The following is a 24,305-nucleotide window of genomic DNA, read 5'->3' as shown; positions in this document are numbered from 1 at the left end:
GCACGGGCAAGAAACGACCATGACCACAGCCCCTCCCCCGGCGACCACGCTCGTCAGCATCATCACGCCCACATGGCAGCGGGAGGATTTCCTGCCCCACCTGCATGCCTGCATCAAGGCGCAGACCCATGCCGAGATCGAGTGGCTCGTCTTCGACGACAGCCCGCGCCCATCGGCCTATCTCAAGCCGCTGGCGAACCCGCGGCTGAAGTATTTCTACTCGCCCAGCCGCTATGCCATCGGCGAGAAGCGCAACATCCTTGCCGAACATTCCAAGGGTTCGGTGATCGTCCACATGGACGACGATGACTTCTACGCGCCCACTTACGTGGAGCGGATGCTGCACCGGCTGGAGCAAGGCTACGACCTGGTGAAGCTGTCGGGCTGGTTCCTCTACAGCGCGGCACACCGGCGCTTCGGCTATTGGGACACCGCGCAAGGCGGCTCGCACCACCGCTGGGGACGGCAGGGCTGCAGCTATGTCGAGGCGCCGGATGCCTTGCCCTCCCCCGGGAATCTGGACGGTTACGGCTTCTCCTGCGCCTACCGCCGTTCGGTCTGGGAAGCGGTGCGTTTTCCCGCGGTGAATGCCTGCGAGGATGCGCCGTTCGTGACGGCCGCGCGCGACCGCTTCCGCGTCGACGCCTTCCCGGATGCGGAGGGACTGTGCCTTCACACGCTGCACGCCCGCAGCACCAGCCTGTGCCTGCCGCAGTACGAACTGCCGCCGATCCTGATGGAACGCCTGTTCGGGCCGGATGCGGCCGCCTATACCTGAACGTCGAGGAACATGCCGCGGCGGTAATTGCGCGGCAGGGTCAACACCCCGTTGACCACCAGGGCCGCCAGTTCGCGCAGGCTCGGGATACGCTGCCGCCCCTGCGTGGCGATCCCGTCGGCCCGCGCGCGCGCGCCGACCGCAGGAACCCGCCCGCCGCCGGGATCGGGGCGGATCGGCTCGTTCGAACGGTCACCGGTGCGTCGGGTCTCTACCATGGGCGCCTATTTACCATAAATGCGAGGGATGGGGAAGGGGGCGGCGTTGTCCACAATGCGGAGAATTCCGCTCCCCTGCCCCGCACAGCCGCTCAGCTTTCAAGCCAATGGTGGACGAAGCCCGCCTCCCGCTCCAGCAGCCGGCCCAGGCGGATCAGGCGCCGTTCCTCGCCCGGCCGGGCGATCAGCTGGATGCCGAAGGGCAGCCCGTCACCTCGCGCCGGCCCACCCACGGGCAAGGTCAGCACCGGGAAGCCCACCAGCGTGACGATGGCGGTGACGCCGAGATAATCGAGGATGGTCTCCAACGGCCGCCCGTCGATCTCCGTCACCTCGCCCTCGGCGTTCGGCCAGGGCAGCACGCCGCAGGCCGGCGCCGCCAGCACGTCGATGTCCTCGAACAGCGCCACGAAGCGGCGGTAGAGCGCGGTGCGGGCGGCCTGCGCCTCCAGATAGGCATCGGCGGAGATGCCGGCGCCGGCCTCGATGTTCCAGCGGATGGTGTCGGTCAGGTCCGCGCCATGCTTCGCCAGCATCGGACCGAAGGCGTGGCGGGTCTGCGCCGCGCGCAAAGTGCGGAAGGTCGCCATGGCGTCGCCGCAGTCGGGATGGCGGCGCGCCACCGGCCCGACGACACGCTCCAGCCGGTCGACCGCCTGGGCGAAGCGTTCCCGCACCGCCTGCGACACCACGGCCGCGCCGAAATCGGCGGTGGCGCCAAGCCGCGACTCCGATCCGTCGTCGCGGTCGCCGAACAGGGAGGTCGGATCGCGCAGGTCGCTGCCGGCCATCGCAGACAGCAGCAGCGCGCAGTCTTGGGTGTCGCGCGCCAGCACCCCGTGGGTCGCCAGCGTGTCCCAGCCCAGGGCGCGGCCCGGCGCCGGGATCAGCCCCGGTGTCGGCCGGATCGAGGCGACGCCGCAGAAGCTCGCCGGCACCCGCACCGATCCGCCGAAATCGGTGCCATGGGCCAGCGGCGCCATGCCGACCGCCACCGCCACCGCCGATCCGCCGCTCGACCCGCCGGAAGTCAGCACCGGATCGGCGGGGTTGCAGGTCGGCCCGTACAGGCGGTTGCGGCAGACGGCGCCGAAGCCGAATTCCGGCGTGTTGGTCTTGCCGATGACGATGCCGCCCGCCGCCTCGATCCGCGCGACGGCAATGTCGCTGGTGGACGGCACTTGATCGGCATAGAGCGCGGAGCCGTAGGTGGTGCGGATGCCTGCGGTGTCGGTCAGATCCTTCACCGCCACCGGCACCCCATGCAGCGGCCCCACCGGCGCCGGGGCCGCGTCCAGCGCGTCGGCGCGGGCCAGCGCCTCGTCGGCGGCCACGGTGATGAAGGCGGACAGTTCCGGTTCCTTCGCCGCGATGCGCGCCAGATGCGCCTCGACCGCCTCCCGCGCCGACAGTTCCCGCCTCGCCAGCCTCGCCGCCAGGCCGGCAGCATTTTCCCGCCACAAGGCGTTTCGTCCTTCGCTCACTGCATCCTCCAGTTTCCGGCCCGAACCGTAGCGCGAAACCGGTATCATGCGAAACAATGCAGAGTCTTTCAGCGCTGGCGGCCGACCGACGCGCGGCAATCGCTCAGGATGTTGCCGACGGTCACCCGCTCCCGCTCGTCCATGGTCAGATCCCAGCGGGCCTTCACCAGGATCCAGTCGGCGACATAGAGGCAGATCCCGTCCCGCTTCGGCGGCAGCCAGTCCTCCGGCCCCTTGGAGCCCTTGGCGCGGTTGGCTTCGCGGCTGGCGACCAGCAGGGTCAGCGGATCGCTGGTGTCGTTGGCGTAGGCGGCGCGCCGCTCCCGGCTCCAGTCGAAGCCGCCGCTGGCATAAGCCTCCGCCAGCGGTACCCGGTGGTCGATGTCGACCATCTGCGGATCGGTGAAGCGCTCCCCGGTGTAGGGGTCGAGCCAGTCGCCGCCCTTCACGCTGCACCCCTTGGCGTCGAGCGTCGCCGGGCGGAGCGAGTCGCGGATCAGCACCTTTTCGCGGGCGTTCAGACAGCCGCCATCAAGCGCCAGCCAGTGCGGCCAATCCGACCGCTCATAGCCACGCCGCCTTTCAGGCTCAACCCGGATGCGGTCGAGCTGCCGGCTCACCTCGGCATAGTCGATGCGGTCGGACGGGCGGGAGATGGCAGGCGGCGGCGGCTCGGCGGGTACCTGCTTGCGCGGCGGACGGGGGCGCTGCGTCTCCTCGCCCAGCATCTCGTCGAGCGTGCCCGGCGGCAGGATATGCAGCCGCTCCGCCACCGCGACGGCGGCAAGCACAGCAAGGACGATGAACAGCCCCCGCAGGGTCAGGGAACGGCGGCGGGCCATGTCAGCACCGCCGCTTTCGATATCCTCTCGCCCACAGTGGAGTGGGAGATTTCGCCGGCGCCGCCGTCATGTTCCGCTCACCTCATCGATCTTCTCCCCTCATACTCCGGTATTGCCATCGATCTCAAGGCATGCGTCCGGTCAGGGTGGCACTCAGCCCCTGGAGCAGGCCGACCTGACAGACCGTCTCGAAGGTGGAGCGCATCAGCGACGGGTCGCCGATCGACACCCGGATGTCGCCGGCCCGCGGTTCCGAGTGGCGGCGGCGGACCTGGCTGCCGCACAGCTCCTGCAGGACGTCCAGCAGCATCACCAGCGAGGTCGCGCGGCCGGTGCAGAGGTTGAACACCTGGGAGCCGGCGAAGCGCCGCTCCATCGCCAGCGCCAGGATGCGCACCACGTCGCCGACGAAGACGAAGTCGCGGACCTGCTGGCCGTCGCCGTGAATCTCCACATCCTCGCCGCGCGCCACCCGGCGGGCGAAGATGGAAATGACGCCGCTGTAGGGCGACATCGGATCCTGCCGCGGCCCATAGACGTTGAAGAAGCGGAAGCCGACCGTCGGCACTCCCTGGATCGACCATGCGATGCGGGCATGCATCTCGCAGCCCAGCTTGTCGACGCCATAGGCGGACAGCGGACGCGGAAGCTCGTCCTCCTTCAGGGGCGTGTTGGTGTTGTCGCCATAGACGGCGGCGGACGAGGCGTAGACCACGGGGATCGGGCCGCCGCGCTTGGCGTCGCGCGCCGCCTCGAACACCGTCACGGTGCCCAGAAGGTTGGTGCGGTGGGTCTCCGCCCACAGCTCGCGCGATTTCTGCACGGAGGCGACGGCGGCAAGGTGGAACACGCCGTCCACCCCTTCGCCATGGTCGCCGGCCATCGCCTCCCGCACCGCATCGGGATCGGCCACGTCGCCCACCACCAGTTTCGCCGCTTCCGGCTTGTTGCCCAGCCGGCCGCTCGACAGGTTGTCGAGGATCGTCACCCTATGCCCGTCCGCCAGCAGCCGGTCGGCCAGATGCGAGCCGATGAATCCGCAGCCGCCGGTGATGAGGTAGTGCGCCATGGTCCGTCCAAGCCCTTCCTTCGTTGTGACCGGTGCCGCCGCAGCGCAGCGAAGCAGCCGAAACTCCCACTAAGGGTCGGGACACAACCGCCGGATCGCCAGCCCATCTTAGGGATAGGCCGCCGCCTCAACCGGAGATCCGCCCCGCCCCATCGGTGACTCGGCCGGCGAATCGGTCCGGCTTCGGCCGCCGCGGATTCCGTATAGGCGCGACCGATGGTTCAACAGGGTTATCCACCACCTTGTCCACGGTTCTGTGGATAACCATGGTCAAGCCTGCCGGCCCGGATTCCGCGTCGGGGCGGACACACTGGTGCAGAAATGCTGCTGTGTACGAACGGTTCCTCGGCCGGAGCCGCCGGAACCTTTGCTGCACGGCACAAGACCGCTGAACGCAAAAGGCCCCGCTGTGGCATTCACGCCACGGCAGGGCCCTGCGCCCCGAGCCGGACCGGTCTGTGAACCGGGGCCGGGCTTACGCTTTACTCTTCGGCATCAGGCCTGCTTGGGGCCGAGCATTTCCGCCTTGACGGTGGCGAAGGCCCAGTCGAGCCAGGGCAGCACCGCCTCCATATCCTCGTTCTCCACGGTCGCCCCGCCCCACAGACGCAGGCCCGGAGGCGCGTCGCGGTAGGAACCGGCGTCGAAGGCGGCCTCCTCCTTCTCCAGCAGCGCGGTCAGCTTCTTGGCGAAGGCGGCCTGCGCATCCTCCGGCAGGGCGGTGACCTCCGGATCGGTGAAGCGCAGGCAGATCGACGTGCAGGAGCGGGTCGCGGTTTCCTTGGCGAGGAAGCCGGCCCAGCTGCTGGCCTCCGCCCACTCCGCGACGATGCGCAGGTTCTGCTCCGACCGGCGGATCAGCTGGGTCAGGCCGCCGACCGACAAGGCCCAGCGCAGGCTGTCGATGGCATCCTCGACGCAGAGCATCGACGGGGTGTTGATGGTGTCGCCCTCGAAGATGCCTTCGATCAGCTTGCCGTTCTTGGTCAGCCGGAAGATCTTCGGCAGCGGCCGGTCGGGCTGGAAGCTCTCCAGGCGCTCCACCGCGCGCGGGCTCAGCACCAGCATGCCGTGCGCCGCTTCGCCGCCCAGCACCTTCTGCCAGGACCAGGTGGCGACGTCGAGCTTGTTCCAGGGCATATCCATGGCGAAGGCCGAGGAGGTGGCGTCGCAGATGGTCAGCCCTTCGCGGCTGTCGGGAATCCAGTCGCCGTCGGGCACGCGGACGCCGGCGGTGGTGCCGTTCCAGGTGAAGACCACGTCACGGCTGAAATCGACCGACGACAGGTCCGGCAGTTCACCATAGGGGGCGACCAGGTTGCGCACGTCGGGCAGCTTCAGCTGCTTGGCGACGTCCGTGACCCATTCCTTGCCGAAGCTCTCCCAGGCCAGCATGTCGACGCCGCGGGCACCCAGCATCGACCACAGCGCCATTTCCACCGCCCCGGTGTCGGAGGCCGGGACGATGCCGATGCGGTAGTCGCCGGGAATGGCCAGAACCGCGCGGGTGAGGTCGATGACCTCCTTCAGCTTGGCCTTGCCCGGCTTGGAGCGGTGGGAGCGGCCGAGCAGCGCGCCGTCCAGCGCGTCGAGCGACCAGCCCGGCCGCTTCGCGCACGGACCCGAGGAGAAGAGCGGATTGTTGGGGCGGCGGCTGGGCCGGCTGATCTTCATGGGCGGACTTCCTGTCCCGGAACGGGAATGTGCGGAGGTCCGGACCTTAAAAGCTGCGCCACCGCCCGTCAATCGACGGTCCGCGACGCCCAGCCACACCCGATGCGCAGCCCTGCACCCCCGCTACTTCGTGCGGCCGATCTTGCCGTTGCGGTAGGTCCATGCGGCTTCGCCGCCGCCGGCCGGCTGCGGCATCGAAACGGTGAGGATGTCGTTGTCGATGGTGACCTGTACGGCATCGCTGCAGGAGCCGAAGGGATGGGAAACCACCGGCTGCGGCCCGCCGATCTCAAGGATGCGGAATCGGGCCGGGCAATCCTTGGCGCCGGTATCGGCCTGGAACAGGGCGATCCAGCGGTCTTTCAGCGAATAGGCGCCGACGAAGGACAGCATGTCGCTCTCCTTGTCCTCGAACACCGGCTTGTCGTCGATCGAGATCTGCGTGTGCTTCGGCCCGATGTCGGTCATCGTCAGGATCGCGTTGCCGAGCGCCGCCATCAGACGAGGCTCCGCCGCGCCGGCGGAGGTGACGATCAGAAGGCTGCCCGCCACAGCGGCACACACACTAAGAACCCGCAAAGGCCGTCTCCCTGGCTGCTCCGCCCCGGCGGGGCGGCTGTCCGAACCGGGCGCACCATAATGCGGCACGCGCCCCGCCGGAAGCCGTCCTTTTCGCCGGTGGAAGCCGGGCGCATCATCAGCAATTCACGATCAGCGGATGTTGATGCTGAAGCCGAAGCCAGGGGCGACCGGAGGCGGCGCGTAGATGACCGGCGGCGGCGGCGCGTAGATCACCCGCGGCGGCGGGGGCGGGGCATAGATCACCCGCGGCGGGGCGTAACGGACGTCGCGTTCGCGCCAATGCTTGTGGTGAGGGCGGGGACGATCCCAGCGGCGCCAATCCGGACCGCCACGGCCCGGACCATGCCATTCGCGGCCGTGGTCGCCACGCCCGCGCCAGCCGTCATGCGCTTCCGCCTGGCTGACGGTCACGCCCAGCATCGATCCGGCGACCAGAGCGCCCAGAACCACGGCTTTCAATCCAAACCCACAACGGCCAGTCATTCCGGCATCCTCCTGGTGTCGGGAAGCGGTTGTTCCCCTTTGACCGGATGAACGCGAAGACACCCGCTTTCATTCCACTCCTACGAAAAAGATTTCGTCCTACGACCTTGGTCGAGGCGGTCAGCCCCGGCCGTCGGCGAGGCCGGAGGGCGGGCGCGGCGGAGTGAACAGTCCGGGCGCCCGGTAGTCGGGGCGGTCGGCGGGCCTGCCGAAGTGATAGCCCTGGGCCAGTTCGAAGCCCCAGGCGTTGAGCTGCGCCGCTTGATCGGAGGTTTCCACCATCTCGGCGATCACCTGCACGCGGACTTCCCGGCACAGGCCGACCATGGCGCGCAGGATGGCGTCGTCTCGCGGGCTGCCGCCCAACCGCTTCACATAGCTGCCGTCGATCTTCACGAAATCGACCGGCAGCGCCTGGATATAGGGGAATGAAGCCGCCCCGGCGCCGAAATCGTCCAGGCAGATGCGGTGCCCGGCGCGGCGCAGTTCCTCCAGGATGCGGGCGGCGCGCGGCAGGTCGGTGAGGCCGGTCGACTCCGTCACCTCCACCAGCAGGCGGGACCGCAGCGCCGGATTGCGGGCGACAAGCTTCTGGAAGGCGACGACGAAGATGTCGCTGCCCAGCGACGCCGCCGACATGTTGACGGCGACCTGCAGGGCGGGATCGGCGGCCAGAACCTCCAGCGCCTTCTCGCAGACCAGGAGGTCGACGTCATGGACCATGCCCACCTGTTCGGCGAAGGCGATGGTCGGCCCCGGCGCGCCGTTGGGGAATCTGGCCAGCGCCTCGTAATGATGCAGCCCGCGGGTGGCGAGCGAGACGATGGGCTGGAACTGCAGCTTCAGCCGGTCGTCGGTCAGGGTGGAGCGCAGGCTGGTCACCCGCGTCACCGTCTGGTCGACCAGCAGCTTCACCGCGTCATGCATGGTGGCGATGTCGAAGCCGGTGCCATCCTCGGCGAAATTCTTCACCGTGAACATCAGCACGCGGCCGGCATCCTCGCGGCTGAGGCCGGGGGCCGCCATGTCGAGCGTCATGTTCTCCGAAGCCAGGGGCCGGCCGTCGGGCAGCAGCCCTGCGCCGGTCACCGCGATCTCGTTGGAAAGCGCGCCCGCCGACACGTCGGTGCCATGGACAAGGCCGAATCGGTCCTCCCCCAGCCGGGTCGCCAGCGTGTCGTCGGCAGCATGGACGCGCAGCAGCGCCCCCACCTCCCCCAGCAGGCGCAACGTCAGTTCCGGGCCGAGCCGCGATTTCACCTCGCCGAAATCGGCGATCTTGATCAGCGTCAGCTTGGGCGGCGCGTTACCGACATGGATGCCGAAACGCTCGCCCAACTGCGTCTGGAAAGCATCGGAGTCGAGAAGCCCGGTCTCCGCATCGCGGACCGGCTGCGCCGCGCCGCCGCCGGCGCTCTCCGACCGGGTCAGCGTCAACTGCACGTTGGGGGAACGGCCAAGCCGGTAGCCGGACAGGGTGGCCTGAACCCCGCCGGCAAACTCGACGGCACGCGGTTGCAGCCGGCTGTTGGACCCGGCGGTACGCAGCAGGCGCCGCACCAGCCCGCGGTCGCCGGCCGCCACCACCCGGTCGATGGGCTGGCCGATCAGGTCGGTGTCCGTGATGCCCAGGAGATTCTGCAAGGCCCCGGCCGCAAATCCGATGGTCCCGCGCGCATCCACCTCGATCAGCACATCCGCGTTGGCGAACGCGAAGCCGAGGAAGCGTGCGACGTCCGATGTCATAGGGCCTCGGCAGGAATCGCTGTGGGACAGGTGGTTTCCGACACATCATGTCGCGGCGCGCGAAATAATGTGTCCGCTTAAGGTTCGCACCCTAAACGTAAAGGAAATCCTACCGCTATCGAAATTTCACCAGTTCGATCGTCGGAGACGCGCAGCGATCGCGACAGCCGGCCCATGCCGGACAGCCGTTATCGGCCGTCATCCCCGCGAAGGCGTGGGTGACGGACGAAAGACGCTCATGATGAGATTCGATGCGAGACGCTTCAAACGCAGGGCTTCTCTCAGAGAAGTACCGCCCACTATCCGCGCGCCTGTCAGGCCGGAACCACGCTGTTGCCGAGAAAGATTTCGAACTGGTCGACCGGCAGCGGGCGGCTGATCAGGAAGCCCTGGATGCGGGTGCAGCGCTGCTGGCGCAGCATGTCGGCCTGATCCTGCGTCTCCACCCCCTCGGCGATGGTGTCGAAGCCCAGGCTTTCGGCGAGGTTCACGATGGTGCCGACGATGGCAGGATCGGTGGTGGACTTGACGATGTCGCGGACGAAGCTGCGGTCGATCTTCAACGTGTCGATGGGGAAGCGCTTCAGATAGGCCAGAGAGGAATAGCCGGTGCCGAAATCGTCGATGGACAGGCGGACGCCGATGTCCTTCAGGCCGTTCAGGATGGTCACCGCCTTTTCGATGTCGCCGATCATGGCGCCTTCGGTCAGTTCCAGTTCCAGCCGTCCGGGCGGGATGCCGGCCGACTCGACCACACTGCGGACGAAACCGACGAGGCGGGCATCCTGGAACTGGCGCGGCGACAGGTTGACAGAAACGGACGGAATGGGCAGGCCGCGCCTTATCCAGTCGGCAAGCCGGCGGCAGGATTCGATCAGCGTCCAGGCGCCGATCTCCCAGATCAGACCGGTTTCCTCAGCCAGCGGGATGAATTCCGCCGGGCTGACCATGCCGCGGATCGGGTGGCGCCAGCGGATCAGCGCCTCCGCCCCGATGGTGCGGTTGCCGGCAAGGTCGATCTTCGGCTGGAAATGCAGTTCGAACTCGCCGCCGGCGGTGGCGCGGCGCAGGTCGCTTTCCAGCCCCAGCGCGAAGCCCGACCGCTCGCGCATCTCGCCGTCGTAGAAGACGTATTTGTGCTCCGGGTTGCGCTTCGCGTGGTACATGGCGAGGTCGGCGTTGCGCAGAAGCTGGTCCGCCGTCTCGCCGTCGTCGGGATAGAAGGCGATGCCGATGGACGCGCCGCAGAAAAGCTCCTGATTGTGGACGGCGAAGGGTTCGTCCATCGAATAGAGCACCTTTTCCACCAGCCGGGCCCCGGCGGAGCGGTCGGCGGCGTCGGGCGCGACGATCAGGAACTCGTCCCCGCCCAGCCGGCCCACGGTGTCGGTCATGCGGGTGCAGTTGCGCAGGCGCCGCGCCACCAGCTTCAGCAATTCGTCGCCGGCATGGTGGCCCAGCGTGTCGTTGACCTGCTTGAAGCGGTTGAGGTCGAGGAAGGCGACCGCGACCTTGCTCTTGGTCCGCTGGGCGCGGACGATCGCCTCCTCCAGCCTTTCGCAGACCAGCCAGCGGTTGGGCAGGTCGGTCAGCCGGTCGAAGCTGGCCTGATAGCGGATCTGGTGTTCCTGCGACTTGCGCTGGCTGATGTCGGCGATGGTGAGGACGTAGTGTTCCAGCACGCCGTTGGGCGCGCGGACCGACGTCACCGACAGGGCCGCCGCAAAGGCGTCGCCGGAATGGCGGAAGCTGGTGACCTCCCCCTGCCAGCGGCCGGACTGGCGGGCGATGGTCCAGATGGAGTCGATGAAGTCGCGCTCGTGCGAACCCGGGGCGAAGAGGACCAGCGGCCGGCGCAGCAGTTCCTCCCGCTGGAAGCCGGTCATGATCTCGTAGGCCGGGTTGATCGCCTGGACGGTCAGTTCCGGATCGACGATCAGGATGCCGTCGGCGACGCTGTCGAACACGGTGGCGAGCAGCCGGATCTTCTCCTCGTGCTGCTTGCGTTCGGTGATGTCCTGAACGGTGCCTTCGTAATAGCGGATGCGGCCGTCGGCATCGCGCACGCAACGCGCGCTCTCCGAAATCCAGATGATGGAGCCGTCGCGGCGGAAAACGCGCGCCTCGAAACTGTGGACGCGGTCCTGGCGGGCCATCAGGTCGGCGAAAGCCTCCCGCTTGCCGGGATCGACGTAGAGTTGGCAGGCGATATCGGTGAGGTTGGCGATCAGGTCGTCCGGCGACGCGTAGCCATAGATGTCGGCAAGCGCCGGATTGACCCGAAGGTATCGCCCGTCGACCGTGGTCTGGTAAATGCCCTCGACAGCATTTTCAAAAATGCTGCGGTACTGTTCTTCAGTCTCGTGGCTCATTGTCCGCGCCTCATCCGACGCCAATCCCAAACCGCCTGGAAACAACATAAGCGTACGACTCAAACAACGATTGTGGAATCTCCACCTTTCCGCAATGCGGTAAAGTAGACGTCGGCCCGACAACGCCCGTCAAGCGCCATCGGCGATACTGTGACATAGCAAAACGGGAAAATATAACAAAAAGGTAACCCATCCTGTCCAATAGGCGGAGTTCCCGCCGCTCTTGAGCGGCAAGCCCTTGATGGATAAGGGTCATTAGCGAGAACTGTATTAAAGAACTGAAAGACTTGGGAGAGAGAGTGGAATCGCCTCACTGCCGCAAGATCACAGTAGTTCGTACACGGATGTCTGATTTTTACTCACTGCAGCCCAGTATTTGAGCAATCGCCATGCAGGAGCCGGCTTCGGCAGGCAGGCAGGCATGGCGGGCGGCGGCATCCTGCGCAACCAAGGGCTGGTCTTCCTCGGCAACGTCCTGGGCGCGCCCAGGGTGGCCGTCATGATGTCGATGCCGATTTTTTAATCAGCGCGATCGCCGGGAGTTCGGCTGATCCGGAACTGGCGGCGCGACTCGCGGTGGAACAGGCGCTTGCGACGCTGGCCCTGCTGGCCGGCCGCCCGGAACCGGGGCGGCGCGGCCGAGGGTCAGTCAAAACGAATTTGCATTCGCTTTAGAGTCGGATAACCTCATTCGCCGGTCGGGCTTCGGCCGCATGAGCGGCCGGGACCGCCGTCGCGGTCGAAAGCGGATTGCAATCCGCTTTAATGACCGTGGGCGACCTTGGCGCCTTCCTTCAGCTTGAAGATGCGCGAGCAGTAGGGGCATTCCACCTGCCCTTCGCCATCCAGCGTCAGGTAGACCAGCGGATGGCCCAGCGCGCCGCCGCCGCCGTCGCACCCGACGGTCGAGGTTTCAACAAGGATCGTCTCGGTCGGCTGCATGGCAGTCATCCTCTGTTTTGACAGGCGCGCCGGTTCACGCCATCGTGGACACGCCCGCTGTCCGGGCCCCGTCGAGAGGTGCCGCGCGCGCGGCCGGATGATACCCATCGCGCGCCGCGGATCAACGGGGGAAACCGCCGGTTCGCCGGGCTTTTTCGCCAACCGCAAACATCATGGTTCAGGATCAATGGCCGCGCCCACCGACACCCCCACGCCCGTCTCTCTCCCGGCCAACGCGGTCGAGCTGCGCGGCCTGACCAAGATCTACCAGCCGACCGGCAAGGCCGGGCCGAAGCACGCGCTGAAGGGCATCGACCTCGCCATTCCGCGCGGGTCGCTGTTCGGGCTTCTCGGCCCCAACGGCGCCGGCAAGTCGACGATGATCAACATCCTCGCCGGGCTGGTCAACAAGACCGGCGGCACCGCCAGCATCTGGGGCCACGAGGTGTCGGAGCAGCCTCGCCGCGCCCGCGCCTCCATCGGCGTGGTGCCGCAGGAACTGAACATGGATCCCTTCTTCACCCCGCGCGAGATGCTGGAGCTTCAGGCCGGCCTCTACGGCGTGCCGAAGGGGGAGCGCCGGACGGAGGAACTGCTGGAGGCCGTCGGACTGGCCGACAAGGCCGATGCCCACGCGCGCTCCCTGTCTGGAGGCATGAAGCGCCGGCTGATGGTGGCGAAGGCGATGGTGCACACCCCGCCGGTGCTGATCCTGGACGAGCCGACCGCCGGCGTCGATGTGGAGCTGCGCCGCCAGCTCTGGGACTATGTGCGCACGTTGAACAAGTCCGGCACCACCGTGCTGCTGACCACCCACTACCTCCAGGAGGCGGAGGAGCTGTGCGACACCATCGCCATCATCAACCATGGGCAGGTGGTGGCCTGCGAACCGACGCGGACCCTGCTGCGCCGGGTGGACAACAAGGCGCTGTGCCTGACGCTGGACCGTGACCTGTCGGCCGCCCCGCCTTCGCTGGAGGGCTATACGGTGGAGTTGCCGGAGCCGCGGCGCATGGTCGTCCGCTACCAGCCCAGCCGACAGCGCGCGGGCGCCATCCTGTCGGCATTGGCCGAATCCGGGGTCGGGATCGTCGATGTCACGACCGAGGAATCGGATCTGGAGGATATATTCCTCCAACTGACGGGTGGTGCGCACAGCGACACAGGGGTAATCCATGCGGCATAGCGGATTGGCGGCTGTTCTCGGGCTGGGACTTCTGCTTGGCGGCTGTGCCGCGGATTTCCAGCCGATGGGAGCGGCCGTCGTCCAGCCGCAGTTGAACGACAAGCTGCTGATCGCCGCGGACGGCTTCGAGCTGCCGATGCGCTCCTGGCTTCCGGCCCACGGCCATGTGAGGGCCGCCGTGGTGGCCCTGCACGGCTACAACGACTATTCCAATGCCTTCGACGGCGCCGGCCGCGAGTTCGCGACGGCCGGCATCGCCACCTACGCCTATGACCAGCGCGGCTTCGGCGCCACCCGCGACCGCGGCGTGTGGGCCGGCACGCCGACCCTGGTCAGCGACGCCGGCACGGCTGTGGAGATGGTGCGCAAGCGGCATCCCGGCGTGCCGGTCTATCTGATGGGCGAGAGCATGGGCGGAGCGGTGGTGCTGACCGCCATGACCGGCCCCAACCCGCCCAAGGTCGACGGCACCATCCTGGTGGCTCCCGCGGTCTGGGGACGGCAGGCCATGGGCTTCTTCCCGCGGGCCGCCCTGTGGGTCACCTACAATCTGGTGCCCGGCATGGTGCTGCACCCGCCGCGCGACCTGAACATTCAAGCGTCCGACAACATCGAGATGCTGCGGGCGCTGGGCCGCGACCCGCTGGTCATCAAGGGATCGCGCGTCGATGCGCTGGAGGGGCTGACCGACCTGATGGGCGCGGCGCTCGACGCCTGCCGGAAGCTGCAGACGCCGTCGCTGGTGCTCTACGGCGCGCATGAGGAGGTGCTGCCGCCGCGGCCGGTGGAACGGGCGCTGAAGGACTTCGAAGCCGGCGGCCGGCATGTCGTCGCGGTCTATCCCGACGGCTATCACATGCTGCTGCGCGACCTGAAGGGTCAGCTTGTCGTGAACGACATCATCGCCTGGATCGGGAACCCGAAGATGCCGCTTGCGAGCGGCGCCGACCGCGCGCCGCGGGCTCTGCTCGCCGCCAGGTAAGGAACTGCGGGACAAGAATGCGACATGGCGACATGCCCCGATGGATTGATCGGGAAATCGGCTCCGCGACTCTGCCTGGGCACTACGGTCGGGGCATCGGAAACGCCGATGCCATCTGATCCGCCTATCCGAAGGATGCCCGAGCGCCGGCCGGCTTTGCAGCCAAAGGTATAGTACCCGTTAGCACCAAAGCAACTCTGCCCCTTCCGGCGGTTGAAGGATAAGGTACCGCGCAGGCGGACACCGAAAGTCCCCGTTGGGAGGAACCATGCACAGCGTCGAATCCCAGGTTACCCCGTCCGGTACGGCCCGCGCAGCCGGCGCCGCGACGACAGCCCAGACGACCATGACCTCTACCCTGGATGTTCAGGTCATTGCCGACCGATATGGTTGGACGACTCCCATGGCACGCTGGTGGATGGCCTTCGCCGCCTCCTCCGTGGGCCACAAGCCGGACACAATGATCGCCTTCCTCGACAGGACGGTGGGCGGCGTGACGCTGATCCGCCGCCGCTGACCGGTGGATGGACTGAATTGAAAAGCGGCCCTGCAGGGCCGCTTTTTTATTGTGGAGTGCTGGTGACGGCCCCCCACCCCCCCGCTCTCGGCCGGCCAGAGGCCGGTCCGATCGCGGGAGAAGGTTTGCGAGGAGGCGCCTGCGAGCAAATGCCGCCGTCACACCCCCGGCGGCACGATCCGCCAGATCGCGGCGGGGTTGCGGTGGGGATCCAGCCAGACGTGCTGGAACTTGCCGATCCAGGTGAAGCGGTGGCCGCTGAACAGATCCTCCACCTGGACATGGGCGCCGTCGGGCAGGCCCAGTTCCCACAGAGGCACCTCGATGGTCCCGCCATGGCCGTTGTGGGGGTCGAGGTTCACCGCGATCAGGATCACGTTGTCCTTGGCCGCCGTCATCTTGCCATAGAGCAGGATGTTGTCGTCGAAGGCGTTGTAGAAACGCAGGTTGGTGAATTGCTGCAGCGCCGGGTTCTCGCGGCGGATGCGGTTGATGGCGGTGACGTAGTCGCGGATGTTGCCGGGCTGGTTCCAATCCCAGTGCCGGACCTCGTACTTCTCAGAATGATTGTACTCCTCCTTGCCGGGATAGGCTTCCGCCTCGCACAGCAGGTAGGGACCGTAGAGGCCGTAGACGCCGGCCAGCGTCGCCGCCAGCACCGCCCGCATCATGTGGGCCGGACGGCCGCCCTGGGTCAGGATCTTCGGCAGGATGTCGGGGGTGTTGGCGAAGAAGTTGGGGCGCATGTACTCCTTCGATTCCCCCTGCGTCAGCTCGGTCAGATACTCGGTCAGCTCCTGCTTGGTGTTGCGCCAGGTGAAGTAGCTGTAGGACTGGGTGAAGCCGACCTTGGCCAGGCGCTTCATCAGCTTCGGACGGGTGAAGGCCTCGGCCAGGAACAGGGCGTCGGGGTAGCGGTCCTGCACCTCGCGGATCATCCATTCCCAGAAGGGGAAGGGCTTGGTGTGCGGGTTGTCGACGCGGAAGATGCGCACACCCTCCTTGCACCACATCAGCACCACATCGCGAAGCGCGTACCACAGGTCCGGGTAGGACTGGCGGTAGAAGCTGACATTGACGATGTCCTGGTACTTCTTCGGCGGATTCTCGGCATAGCGGATGCTGCCGTCGGGCCGCCAGTAGAACCAGTGCGGATGCTCCTTCACCCAGGGATGGTCGGGGGAGCACTGGACGGCGAAATCCAGCGCGATCTCGATGCCGTGGCGCTTGGCTTCGCGCACCAGACGGCGGAAGCTGTCGAAATCGCCGATCGTCGGGTCGATGGCGTCGTGTCCGCCCTCCTCCGCGCCGATGGCATAGGGCACGCCGGGATCGTCCGGACCGGGATTCAGCGTGTTGTTCCTGCCCTTGCGGAAGGCGCGGCCGATGGGATGGATCGGCGGGAAATACAGCACGTCGAAGCCCATGTCGCGCACCATGGGCAGCAGGTTCACCACGTCGTCGAAGGTTCCCGGACGCGACGGGTCGGGCGAGGCGGAACGCGGGAAGATCTCGAACCAGGCCGAATAGGCGCCGGCGGTGCGGTCGACGTAGACCTCCAGTTCGCGGACATAGCGCGACTTGTATTGCCGCTCGCCATACAGGGCCATGACCCGGCGCGGCTCGTCCGACAGGGCGTAGTCGATGGCCTCGCGGCCGGCCAGCGCCTGCATCCGCTCGATGACGGCCGCCAGCGCGGCGCGCCCGTCACCATGGTTCAGCTCCAGCGCCTGCTCGACGAAGCGGCGGCCCTCCACCAGCTCCAGATCGACGTCCATGCCGGCATCGACCTTCTTCTTGAAGTCGGCGCGCCAGCTTTCCCAGACGTCGCGCCACGCCTCGATGCTGTAGGTGTAGCGGGCGTTGCGGGTCAGCGGCACCCGGCCGACCCAGCGGTCGTTCTCGTAGAAGCGCATCGGCGCTTCGCTCCACTCGTCGTCGCCGTCCGCCTTGTACATGACGGAGGCGGCGAGCACGAAGGTGCCGTCGGTGTAGATGTCGGCCCACACCTCCATCACGTCGCCGACCGCGCGCTTGACCGCGAAGCGGCCGCCGTCGAGTTCGGGATAGACGTTCTCGATGGTCATGCGGCCGGCGGCGATGGAATCCATCCACTCCCGCTCCTCCACGTCGTGGAGTTCGACCGGGTGGCTGCGGGCGGCGCGGGCGCGGAAGACGCGCAGTTCCATCGGGCGCAGCGTCATCGGCGCGCCAGGCTCCATCGGCAGCGGATCGGCCTCCGGCGTCACATCCTCGAACGCCTCGTAGGTTCCGCCGGTGGCGGCCAGGATCGGGCCGACGTCCAGCGTGTGCGGCCGGTTCTCATCCGGGTTCAGCACCAGGATGGCGCAGCCGTCGGGCTGGTCGAGGGCGGCGCCGTCCACCTGCCGGATCAGCCCCAGCACCGGGCTGTGGGGGGAGGTCACGCGGCGCTGCGGCCCCTCGACGTTCAGGGCCGGGGTGGCGGCCTTCATGGCGTTGACCGCGCCGATGAAGCCGGTCAGATCCAGCTTCGGCTGCTCCCAGTCGGCGGGGCTGGTGCGCACCACGTCCAGCTTGCGGGTGAAGCCGTATTCGTAGCCGGCCGGCATCAGCACGCCGGTGGAGAAGCTGGCTGCGAACAGGTAATGCATCTTCAGCTGGGCGGCGAGCCGCACCGCGTCCTGGCTGCCGACCTCCGCCGCCAGACGGTCGGTGTCGTGGCTCTCGGGGAAGGCGATGGACGGCGCGATCCAGCGGAACTCCTCATACTGGTCCAGCAGCCAGTCGGCCTTGAAGTCCCACCATTTGGCGCTGTTGAACAGGAAGTCGAAGCCGGCGCCGCACAGCTCGCGCACCTGCTCCACCGTGCAGCCCAGCGTCTCGGCGAAGAACTTCACCTGCGGGTCGACGGCGTGGGCCGCGTCGATCAGGCTTTTCCACACCTCCGCGGGGACCTGATAGGCGGCGTCGCAGCGGAAGCCCTTCACGCCCAGCCCGATGTAATGGCGCAGATAGTCCGACCAATAGCCGATCAGCCCGGCGCGCGACTCCGCCCGGTCGTAGTCCAGCGAGGCGAGGTCGCCCCACACCGTGACGTGGTTGGTGTTGTTGGGATCGACCGCGCCCGGGCGATGCAGGTCGCCGTCGGGGCCGCGCTTGTACCAGTCGGGATGGCGCTCGACCAGCAGCGCGTCGCGCGAGGTGTGGTTGATGACGAAATCCATCATCACCGACTGGCCATGCGCCCCGGCCTCGGCCGTGAAGCGGCGCAGCAGCTCGTCGTCGCTTTCCTGCGATCCGCCGCGCAGCGCGTCGTGCAACCGGTAGGGATCCTTGATGGCATAGAGGCTGCCGGAGAATCCGGGCTGATGGATCGGGTTCAGGAAGATCCAGTCGAATCCCATCCCCTGGATCCGCGGCAGATGCCCGGCCCAATCGCGGACCGGTCCCGCCAGGGTCGGAAACAGGTTATAGATGCGCGGCCCGACGATGCTCATGAAACCCCCTTCCTTGGCCCTGCTTCTCCGTTGACAGCCCGCCGGTCCCGATGTGGGATCGACCGGACGGGATGACCTCACCCTTTCCGGGGAGGCGACCGGACCGGCGCGACGGCCGGCACATGCCCCCGCCGGTCAACCCGGCGGAGCGGTGAAGGTTCCGCCCGCCGCACGCGACAATCGCACCAAACCTACCAGAACAGGATGCCCCGTATGGCCGAAAAGTCCGGCAAGGTCGCGAAAATCCGCCTCGCTAAACTGGATCAGAACACGACGCGGTACGACAACGCGGAGGATTACGACCGCCGACTCGGCAAGCTGCAGAAGGAGCTGCTGCACATCCAGCAGACCTACTGGCATGAGAAGCGCCGGGCGATCATCGTGTTCGAAGGTTGGGATGCCGCCGGCAAGGGCGGGGCGATTCGCCGCATGACCGAGCCGCTCGATCCCCGCGGCTTCCACGTCTGGCCGATCTCCGCCCCCACGCCGGAAGAGCAGAGCAAGCATTACCTTTACCGCTTCTGGACCAAGCTGCCGGGCGCCGGGAGCTTCGCCATCTTCGACCGTTCCTGGTACGGCCGCGTCCTGGTCGAGCGGGTGGAGAAATTCGCCAACAAGGACCAGTGGAAGCGCGCCTATGACGAGATCAACGAGTTCGAGCGGCTGCTGGCCGACGACGGCGCGCGCATCGTCAAGCTGTTCCTGCACATCACCCCGGATGAACAGCTGGAACGCTTCCGCGAGCGGATGAAGAACCCCTACAAGCGCTGGAAGCTGACGGAGGAGGATCTGCGCAACCGCGCCAAATGGGACGATTACGTCAAGGCGACGGAGACGATGTTCGACCGCACCTCCACCCCCCACGCGCCCTGGCATGCGGTGGAGGCGAACTCCAAATGGCATGCCCGCATCAAGGTGCTGGAGATCGTCACCGCCGCCCTGAAGGAGGGCGTCAACATCGCCCCGCCCCCCATCGACATCAACGTCGCCAAGATGGCCGCGGAGGTCCTGGGCATCCACCCCGACCTTGTCGTGGCGAACGGGGAGAATGGAGCGAACGGGAAACGATAGGGGATGGCGGTGGATGCCGGCTTCAGATGTTGGAAAGCGCCAGCTCCACCGCAGCCTCGGCATGGATCGCGGTGGTATCATAGAGCGGCACCGGGCTGTCTTCCGGGCGGACCAGCAGCATGATCTCGGTGCAGCCGAGGATCACCGCCTCCGCCCCGCGCCCGACAAGGCGCTCTATCACGCCGCGGTACGCCTGCCTGGAGGATTCCACGACACGGCCCTGCACCAGTTCGTCGTAGATCACCCGGTGAACGGCGGCACGGTCGTCTTCGTCGGGAACCAGGACCTCCAGCCCATGCTTCTGCACGAGCCGCCCCTTGTAGAAGTCCTGTTCCATGGTGAAGGCGGTGCCCAGCAGACCGACTCGCCCCAGGCCGGCGGCGCGGATGCGCTCCGCCGTCGGATCGGCGATGTGCAGCAACGGCAGGCCGATGGCCGCCTGCACCTCATCGGCCATGCGATGCATGGTGTTGGTGCAGATGACGACAAAGTCGGCCCCTCCCCGCTCCAGGCGCCGGGCGGCGTCGATCAACAGGGCCGTCGCGTCGTCCCAGCGGCCGGCATGCTGGAGCGCCTCGATCTCGGCGAAGTCGAAGGACCACATCAGGCAGCGGGCCGAGTGCAGCCCGCCCAGGCGGTCGCGCACCCGCTCGTTGATGATGCGGTAGTACTCGGCCGAGCTTTCCCAGCTCATCCCTCCGATGAGGCCGATGACTTTCTGCGACACGCTGTTCCGCTCCGCAACCGATGAGGCTTCCTCGGACCTTGCCTGCGATGGAGGGACCTTGCAACAGGCCGAAGGACAGCCTTTCGGTTCGAAGCCGGCTGACCTTCAATAGGCGCCCAGCGAACGGGCGATGGCGGTGAACTCCTCCGCCACCCAGCCTTCGCGCTCGATCAGGTATTCCATCAGCTGCTTCAGCGCCGCCTCGCAAGCCTCCGCACGCTCGGCGTCCGACAGGCCGGCGTCCGACAGTCCACTGCCGGTCAGACGGGCGACGACATCATCCGCGACCTGTTGGGCCCTGCTGGACTCGGCTTGGCTCATGGCGGGAAACAACCTGAGGGTGGTGTCGGCGATTTGCTGCGGGACCATGGGGACCGCCTTCGTGCTGGAAGCGTTGCCTGCGTGGATAATGAGCCCACAACCACTGGGCGGGAAGGCGCGATTTGGCCCTTAAATGAAATAAATTTATGCAACATTTGACACAAGTCGTTTCAATGCCGCCCCATGGCTGCCGGACGGCCGCGCTGTGCGCCGCGCGGCAGCGTACCGACACAGCTCGACAGAATATGTCACTACATATCAGTAGCAATGATCGCTGCTAGTACCTAAAATTGCGTCGATTCAGCAGCGCCCGTGAACGCCCATGGCCGGCCGCCCAAACCGCAGCGCCTCCCTTCAGACCGCCCAGCTTCACGCTGCCGAACCCGATCCGGCGACCGTCAGCCTTGAAAAGGTCAAGGCGATCCTGGCCCCGCTCGACCGCGCGCAGAAATCCAAGCTGTTCGAACTGGTGCAGGCCGGGCATCTGGAAGACGACCAGATGACGGTGGAGATCGGGCGCCTGATCGTCGCCATGCTGAACGGCCCGCGCACCGAACACGCCCGCCGCATCTGGACCGGCTGGTTCGACCCGGTGATGCTGCGCACCGATGCGCTGATGATGGCCGAGACACGGCCGCCCGGCTGCATGCATGTGGTGGATGCCAGCGCCTGGTGGTTCGCCCTGCTGCCCCACCTGCGCGAACTGGCCGGCCGGGTGCAGGCCGACATCGCCGCGCGGGCCAGCGAGCATCCGCTCGATGCCGTCCTCGCCTCCCCCGCCGCGGCCGGATGGGCGGAGGAGCTTCGCCTCGGCTCGCTCGCGGTCCTGCGCCAGCGCGGCGGGGCGGGTACGCTGCTGGCGACCGCCAACGCCGAGCGGATCACCCTGCTGCGCAAGCGCGGCCTGACCAGCGTCGCGCCGCTGTCGATGGGCGATCTGGCGATGCTGGACGCGATGCTGGAGCACGCGCCGCTGTGGCGCGGAGCGGTGCGTCCGCGCGACACCATCGGCATCCTCCACACCGTGTCGGAGATGGCGCAGCATGCGGGGACGCCGGACGGCGCCCTGTTCTACGCCCTGTCCCTGGTGAACGGCGCGCGCGATCCCGATCAGGCGCTGGCGCTCTATGGCCTGTTCCCGAACTCGCCGCTGGTGGAGGCGGCGGTGGGCCATGTCCAGTTCGCCTGGCAATGCCTGCGCCAGAAGCTGGAGGATCTCCATCTCGGCCGCCCCGCCCCGCCGCAACTCACCGCGGGCGAGACGGTGGACCGCCTGCAGGAACGCGCCTTCCGCTGGTACGACACGCTGCAGGGTTTCGGGGTGGAGCGCGGCGGCCGGAACTGGGCCGCGGTGTCCGCCGCCGTCGGCCGTGTCACCGGACTGGTGGAGGGGGAGGTGGTGCCGGTGCTGAGCCATCGCCTGTTGACTCTCAACGCCAGCTCGTCGGTTCGTCCGCTGATCGAGCCGGTGCGCTTCATCAACGGCTTCAATCATCGCCTGCGCCGCCGCGGCATCGCCGCCTCGACCAATCCCTGGCTGACCGCCATCGGCGAACATCTGGCCGGGCTGTTCCGCCAGATCGGCAGCTATGGGCGCGACGACGCGCTGTCCGCCATGGCCGAGCTGTGCGAATTGGCGGAGGAAACCGGCTACCCCATCGAGATCACCGCCATCGACAAGACCCTGCTGGCCATCGTCGAACGGGCGCTGCGCGACGGCCGCGAGCTCAATGCCGGGGAAAGCCGGCTGATCGAGCGCGTGGTGACCGTCGCAGCGGAGGAGCGGCGCAAATGCCGCTGGTGGGTGTCGGGCGAACTGGTGAGCCTGCTGGATGCCGCCCAACAGCGCGGGATCGGACCCGCAGCCGCATAGGGGCGGCGCCGACAGCGCGGATCAGGACTGCAGCTTGATCCCCGCCCGAACGGTGGCAAGCGCCAGCTGGGTGCGGTTGCGCACGCCCAGCCGCTGCATCACCGTGCGCAGATGCACCTTGATCGTCCCCTCCAGCACGCCCAGGGCACGGGCGATCTCCTTGTTCGACTGGCCTTCCAGCAGCAGCCGCAGCACTTCGCGCTGGCGCTCGGTCAGGCTGTTGACGGCATCGCTATCGGTCCTCACCGGCACGGATGCGGCCATGGCGATGCGCACCGGACGGCCGTCGCGCGCTGCGGGCGGCGCAGGGGCGAAGATGCCGCCGTCCAGCACGATGGGAAGCGCCTGATCCAGCACCACCCCCTCACAGCCCTTATGGACAAAACCGCGGGCGCCGGCACGGATGCAGGAGGCGATGACCGTGCCGTCGGTCGCTCCCGACACCACGATCACCGGCACGTCTCCCGCCGCCTCCAGCATATCGGCAAGGCCGCTGTGCTGGTCGCTGTCGCCCATCTGCAGGTCGTAGAGAATGGCGGTGAGATCACTTTCCGACCGGGCCTTGCGCATCGCCTCGGCAAGCGATCCCGCCTCCACGATCACGGCCCCCTCGTAGCGCTGCCTCAGCGCCAGTGACAATCCGTAACGGACCAGGGCATGGTCGTCGACGATCAGGAACTTGAAGGGATCGTCGGACGGACTCCGGCGGGCGGAGGCCAGTTCCTGCTCCACGGAACCATGGACATGCTGCGCATGATGATCCACGTTTGTTCCCTTTCATTCATAAAAAGTGTCGACCTCCGCGGAGAGGCAGGGCAACGTCGCAACCTTAGTGCCAACGGACGGACGGGATAAACCACCCATCCTGCTAGAGTTTCGAGCGTTTAATCTGACGCATATCCTGCATGTTTGAGGTAGTTCCAGCATTCGTCTGGTGTGTAGAGGTCGCAGATAGAGCCGACAGCCCTCCACAACTCCTCGATGGTACGGGCGCCGATGCGGCGGAGATGAGCTTTGAGCTTGGCGAACGCCATTTCGATAGGGTTGAGGTCGGGACTGTAGGGCGGCAGGAAGAGGAACCAAGCGCCACGTTCCTTGAGGATGGCCTTGGCCTTTTCACTCTTATGGCTGGATAGGTTGTCGAGGATGACGACATCGCCCGGCCGCAGGGTCGGGGCGAGTTGTGTCTCGACATAGGTCTCGAAGAGCGTCCGGTTCATCGCGCCCTTGATGATCCACGGGGCGGTCAGCCCGTCGCAGCGCAGGGCAGCGATGAAGGTCTGGGTGTCCCAATGGCCAAACGGCGCCGTGGCCTTGAACCGCTGGCCGCGCTTGGCCCGTCCGCGCAGTCGGGTCATCTTCGTGGTGGTTGCGGTCTCGTCGAGAAACACCAGCCGATCCGGCTCCTCGCGCATCCGGGGCTGACGGTGGCTGCGCCAACTCCGGCGGTCCTCAGCAACGTCAGCGCGACCGGCCTCGCTCGCCAGCACCGTTTTTTTTGACAGTGAAGCCGCGGGCGAGCAGGAAGCGCGACAGCGAGGCGGGGTGGACCGTGACCCCGCGCTCGGCCTTCAGCTTGGCCGCCAGTTCGGGCATGGTGATGTCGCCTTGCTTCTCCACCCAGCCGATCAGAAGTTCGGCATGCGGGGCCAGCTTGCCACCGCCCGGTGGGCGCCCCTGCCGGGCCGGGTCCAGCGAGCCCGTTGCCGCCATGCGCTGAGCAAGCCGCACGCCCGTGCTCGCGCTCACATCGAACCGGCGCGCCGCCGCCCGACGCGAACCGCCTTTCTCGACCTCTCCGTAAATCCGAACCCGAAGGTCCGACGAATAGCTGCGCCCCATGATCCACCTCCAACAACGGTGAATCACGTCAACGGCCCAAGCGCAACTGTCGATTCAGATTTCAGGCGCGATGCTCTAGTCTTTAGGTGCGTTTGGATAGGCAACACATAGACCAAA

At 67.1% G+C, this 24,305-nt stretch carries 20 protein-coding genes and 2 pseudogenes; 5 read left to right on the top strand and 17 right to left on the bottom strand.

The features are described from left to right. Positions 1 to 19: 19 nt before the first annotated feature. The gene (locus DM194_RS19170) at positions 20 to 778 is read left to right on the top strand and encodes a glycosyltransferase family 2 protein (protein ID WP_111069141.1); all 759 of its coding nucleotides are present in this window, start codon (positions 20 to 22) and stop codon (positions 776 to 778) included. Here DM194_RS19170 and DM194_RS19165 read toward each other — a convergent pair. The 10 genes from DM194_RS19165 to DM194_RS19120 all read right to left on the bottom strand — a co-directional run bounded on the left by DM194_RS19165 (position 769) and on the right by DM194_RS19120 (position 12,199). After that, positions 769 to 996, bottom strand: coding sequence for a hypothetical protein (locus tag DM194_RS19165; RefSeq protein ID WP_111069140.1), 228 nt, complete (start codon positions 994 to 996; stop codon positions 769 to 771). The two genes, DM194_RS19170 and DM194_RS19165, sit on opposite strands and share 10 nt — an antisense overlap. 92 nt (positions 997 to 1,088) lie before the next feature. Then, on the bottom strand, positions 1,089 to 2,480 hold the full coding sequence (locus DM194_RS19160; protein ID WP_342792456.1) for an amidase: 1,392 nt from the start codon (positions 2,478 to 2,480) through the stop codon (positions 1,089 to 1,091). Between the two features lie 68 nt (positions 2,481 to 2,548). Further along, positions 2,549 to 3,322: an HNH endonuclease family protein gene (locus tag DM194_RS19155; protein ID WP_111069138.1), complete on the bottom strand. Its 774-nt coding sequence runs from the start codon at positions 3,320 to 3,322 to the stop codon at positions 2,549 to 2,551. 124 nt (positions 3,323 to 3,446) lie between these two features. Next, on the bottom strand, positions 3,447 to 4,391 hold the full coding sequence (locus DM194_RS19150) for an SDR family NAD(P)-dependent oxidoreductase (protein ID WP_111069137.1): 945 nt from the start codon (positions 4,389 to 4,391) through the stop codon (positions 3,447 to 3,449). Positions 4,392 to 4,886: 495 nt separating this feature from the next. Continuing rightward, entirely contained in the window at positions 4,887 to 6,065 is a 1,179-nt protein-coding gene (locus DM194_RS19145; RefSeq protein ID WP_111069136.1) for a phosphoserine transaminase, read from the bottom strand. Between the two features lie 123 nt (positions 6,066 to 6,188). After that, positions 6,189 to 6,617 carry a hypothetical protein gene (locus DM194_RS19140; RefSeq protein ID WP_246024468.1) on the bottom strand — a complete coding sequence of 143 codons (429 nt, stop codon included), beginning with the start codon at positions 6,615 to 6,617 and terminating at the stop codon, positions 6,189 to 6,191. A 159-nt stretch (positions 6,618 to 6,776) separates the two neighbouring features. After that, complete coding sequence (locus DM194_RS19135) at positions 6,777 to 7,097, bottom strand: hypothetical protein (protein ID WP_111069235.1); 321 nt, start codon at positions 7,095 to 7,097, stop codon at positions 6,777 to 6,779. 153 nt (positions 7,098 to 7,250) lie between these two features. Next, positions 7,251 to 8,876, bottom strand: a complete 1,626-nt coding sequence (locus tag DM194_RS19130; protein ID WP_111069134.1) for an EAL domain-containing protein — start codon at positions 8,874 to 8,876, stop codon at positions 7,251 to 7,253. Positions 8,877 to 9,190: 314 nt separating this feature from the next. Then, the gene (locus tag DM194_RS19125) at positions 9,191 to 11,248 is read right to left on the bottom strand and encodes a sensor domain-containing protein (protein ID WP_111069133.1); all 2,058 of its coding nucleotides are present in this window, start codon (positions 11,246 to 11,248) and stop codon (positions 9,191 to 9,193) included. A 762-nt stretch (positions 11,249 to 12,010) separates the two neighbouring features. Beyond that, on the bottom strand, positions 12,011 to 12,199 hold the full coding sequence (locus DM194_RS19120; RefSeq protein WP_111069132.1) for a zinc-finger domain-containing protein: 189 nt from the start codon (positions 12,197 to 12,199) through the stop codon (positions 12,011 to 12,013). A 178-nt stretch (positions 12,200 to 12,377) separates the two neighbouring features. Here DM194_RS19120 and DM194_RS19115 point away from each other — a divergent pair, with 178 nt between their 5' ends. After that, positions 12,378 to 13,376 carry an ABC transporter ATP-binding protein gene (locus tag DM194_RS19115; protein WP_111069131.1) on the top strand — a complete coding sequence of 333 codons (999 nt, stop codon included), beginning with the start codon at positions 12,378 to 12,380 and terminating at the stop codon, positions 13,374 to 13,376. Between the two features lie 64 nt (positions 13,377 to 13,440). Next, positions 13,441 to 14,358: an alpha/beta hydrolase gene (locus tag DM194_RS19110; protein WP_246024467.1), complete on the top strand. Its 918-nt coding sequence runs from the start codon at positions 13,441 to 13,443 to the stop codon at positions 14,356 to 14,358. Between the two features lie 675 nt (positions 14,359 to 15,033). On the opposite strand, the gene DM194_RS29185 is transcribed toward DM194_RS19110, so the two are convergent. The 3 genes and pseudogenes from DM194_RS29185 to DM194_RS29175 form a co-directional block, all read right to left on the bottom strand. After that, positions 15,034 to 15,543, bottom strand: a complete 510-nt coding sequence (locus DM194_RS29185; protein ID WP_425457311.1) for a hypothetical protein — start codon at positions 15,541 to 15,543, stop codon at positions 15,034 to 15,036. Between the two features lie 885 nt (positions 15,544 to 16,428). After that, positions 16,429 to 16,956: pseudogene (locus DM194_RS29215) on the bottom strand (maltotransferase domain-containing protein); the annotation flags it as partial. Positions 16,957 to 17,820: 864 nt separating this feature from the next. Beyond that, positions 17,821 to 18,354, bottom strand: a pseudogene (locus DM194_RS29175) (alpha-amylase family glycosyl hydrolase); the annotation flags it as partial. Between the two features lie 213 nt (positions 18,355 to 18,567). Here DM194_RS29175 and DM194_RS19095 point away from each other — a divergent pair. Further along, on the top strand, positions 18,568 to 19,425 hold the full coding sequence (locus DM194_RS19095) for a polyphosphate kinase 2 family protein (protein ID WP_111069127.1): 858 nt from the start codon (positions 18,568 to 18,570) through the stop codon (positions 19,423 to 19,425). Between the two features lie 22 nt (positions 19,426 to 19,447). On the opposite strand, the gene DM194_RS19090 is transcribed toward DM194_RS19095, so the two are convergent. Both DM194_RS19090 and DM194_RS19085 read right to left on the bottom strand, forming a co-directional pair. After that, on the bottom strand, positions 19,448 to 20,152 hold the full coding sequence (locus DM194_RS19090) for an aspartate/glutamate racemase family protein (protein WP_111069126.1): 705 nt from the start codon (positions 20,150 to 20,152) through the stop codon (positions 19,448 to 19,450). A 105-nt stretch (positions 20,153 to 20,257) separates the two neighbouring features. After that, complete coding sequence (locus DM194_RS19085; RefSeq protein ID WP_246024466.1) at positions 20,258 to 20,521, bottom strand: hypothetical protein; 264 nt, start codon at positions 20,519 to 20,521, stop codon at positions 20,258 to 20,260. A gap of 274 nt (positions 20,522 to 20,795) precedes the next feature. On the opposite strand from DM194_RS19085, the gene DM194_RS19080 reads away from it, so the two are divergent. Then, positions 20,796 to 22,346, top strand: a complete 1,551-nt coding sequence (locus tag DM194_RS19080) for a hypothetical protein (RefSeq protein WP_111069125.1) — start codon at positions 20,796 to 20,798, stop codon at positions 22,344 to 22,346. A gap of 21 nt (positions 22,347 to 22,367) precedes the next feature. On the opposite strand, the gene DM194_RS19075 is transcribed toward DM194_RS19080, so the two are convergent. Together DM194_RS19075 and DM194_RS19070 are read right to left on the bottom strand one after the other, a co-directional pair. After that, complete coding sequence (locus DM194_RS19075) at positions 22,368 to 23,111, bottom strand: LuxR C-terminal-related transcriptional regulator (RefSeq protein WP_246024465.1); 744 nt, start codon at positions 23,109 to 23,111, stop codon at positions 22,368 to 22,370. A 119-nt stretch (positions 23,112 to 23,230) separates the two neighbouring features. Beyond that, positions 23,231 to 24,188, bottom strand: a protein-coding gene (locus DM194_RS19070; RefSeq protein ID WP_246024304.1) for an IS630 family transposase whose coding sequence is annotated in 2 segments (ribosomal slippage) — positions 23,231 to 23,845 and positions 23,847 to 24,188 — 957 coding nt in all. Because the reading frame shifts where the segments join, the coding sequence is not laid out codon by codon here. Between the last annotated feature and the right edge of the window lie 117 nt (positions 24,189 to 24,305).

This window comes from Azospirillum ramasamyi (assembly GCF_003233655.1).
GTDB classification, from domain to species: domain Bacteria; phylum Pseudomonadota; class Alphaproteobacteria; order Azospirillales; family Azospirillaceae; genus Azospirillum; species Azospirillum ramasamyi.
Note: the sequence above shows the minus strand (reverse complement) of the source record. Positions and strands in the feature narration are given on the sequence as shown.

Coding starts and splice junctions, on each gene's coding strand:
- DM194_RS19170 (WP_111069141.1), top strand. CDS start 20: ATGACCACAGCCCCTCCCCCGGCGACCACGCTCGTCAGCATCATCACG.
- DM194_RS19110 (WP_246024467.1), top strand. CDS start 13,441: ATGGGAGCGGCCGTCGTCCAGCCGCAGTTGAACGACAAGCTGCTGATC.
- DM194_RS19085 (WP_246024466.1), bottom strand. CDS start 20,521: ATGGTCCCGCAGCAAATCGCCGACACCACCCTCAGGTTGTTTCCCGCC.
- DM194_RS29185 (WP_425457311.1), bottom strand. CDS start 15,543: ATGCGGGCGGTGCTGGCGGCGACGCTGGCCGGCGTCTACGGCCTCTAC.
- DM194_RS19120 (WP_111069132.1), bottom strand. CDS start 12,199: ATGACTGCCATGCAGCCGACCGAGACGATCCTTGTTGAAACCTCGACC.
- DM194_RS19115 (WP_111069131.1), top strand. CDS start 12,378: ATGGCCGCGCCCACCGACACCCCCACGCCCGTCTCTCTCCCGGCCAAC.
- DM194_RS19095 (WP_111069127.1), top strand. CDS start 18,568: ATGGCCGAAAAGTCCGGCAAGGTCGCGAAAATCCGCCTCGCTAAACTG.
- DM194_RS19080 (WP_111069125.1), top strand. CDS start 20,796: ATGGCCGGCCGCCCAAACCGCAGCGCCTCCCTTCAGACCGCCCAGCTT.
- DM194_RS19145 (WP_111069136.1), bottom strand. CDS start 6,065: ATGAAGATCAGCCGGCCCAGCCGCCGCCCCAACAATCCGCTCTTCTCC.
- DM194_RS19125 (WP_111069133.1), bottom strand. CDS start 11,248: ATGAGCCACGAGACTGAAGAACAGTACCGCAGCATTTTTGAAAATGCT.
- DM194_RS19130 (WP_111069134.1), bottom strand. CDS start 8,876: ATGACATCGGACGTCGCACGCTTCCTCGGCTTCGCGTTCGCCAACGCG.
- DM194_RS19150 (WP_111069137.1), bottom strand. CDS start 4,391: ATGGCGCACTACCTCATCACCGGCGGCTGCGGATTCATCGGCTCGCAT.
- DM194_RS19155 (WP_111069138.1), bottom strand. CDS start 3,322: ATGGCCCGCCGCCGTTCCCTGACCCTGCGGGGGCTGTTCATCGTCCTT.
- DM194_RS19165 (WP_111069140.1), bottom strand. CDS start 996: ATGGTAGAGACCCGACGCACCGGTGACCGTTCGAACGAGCCGATCCGC.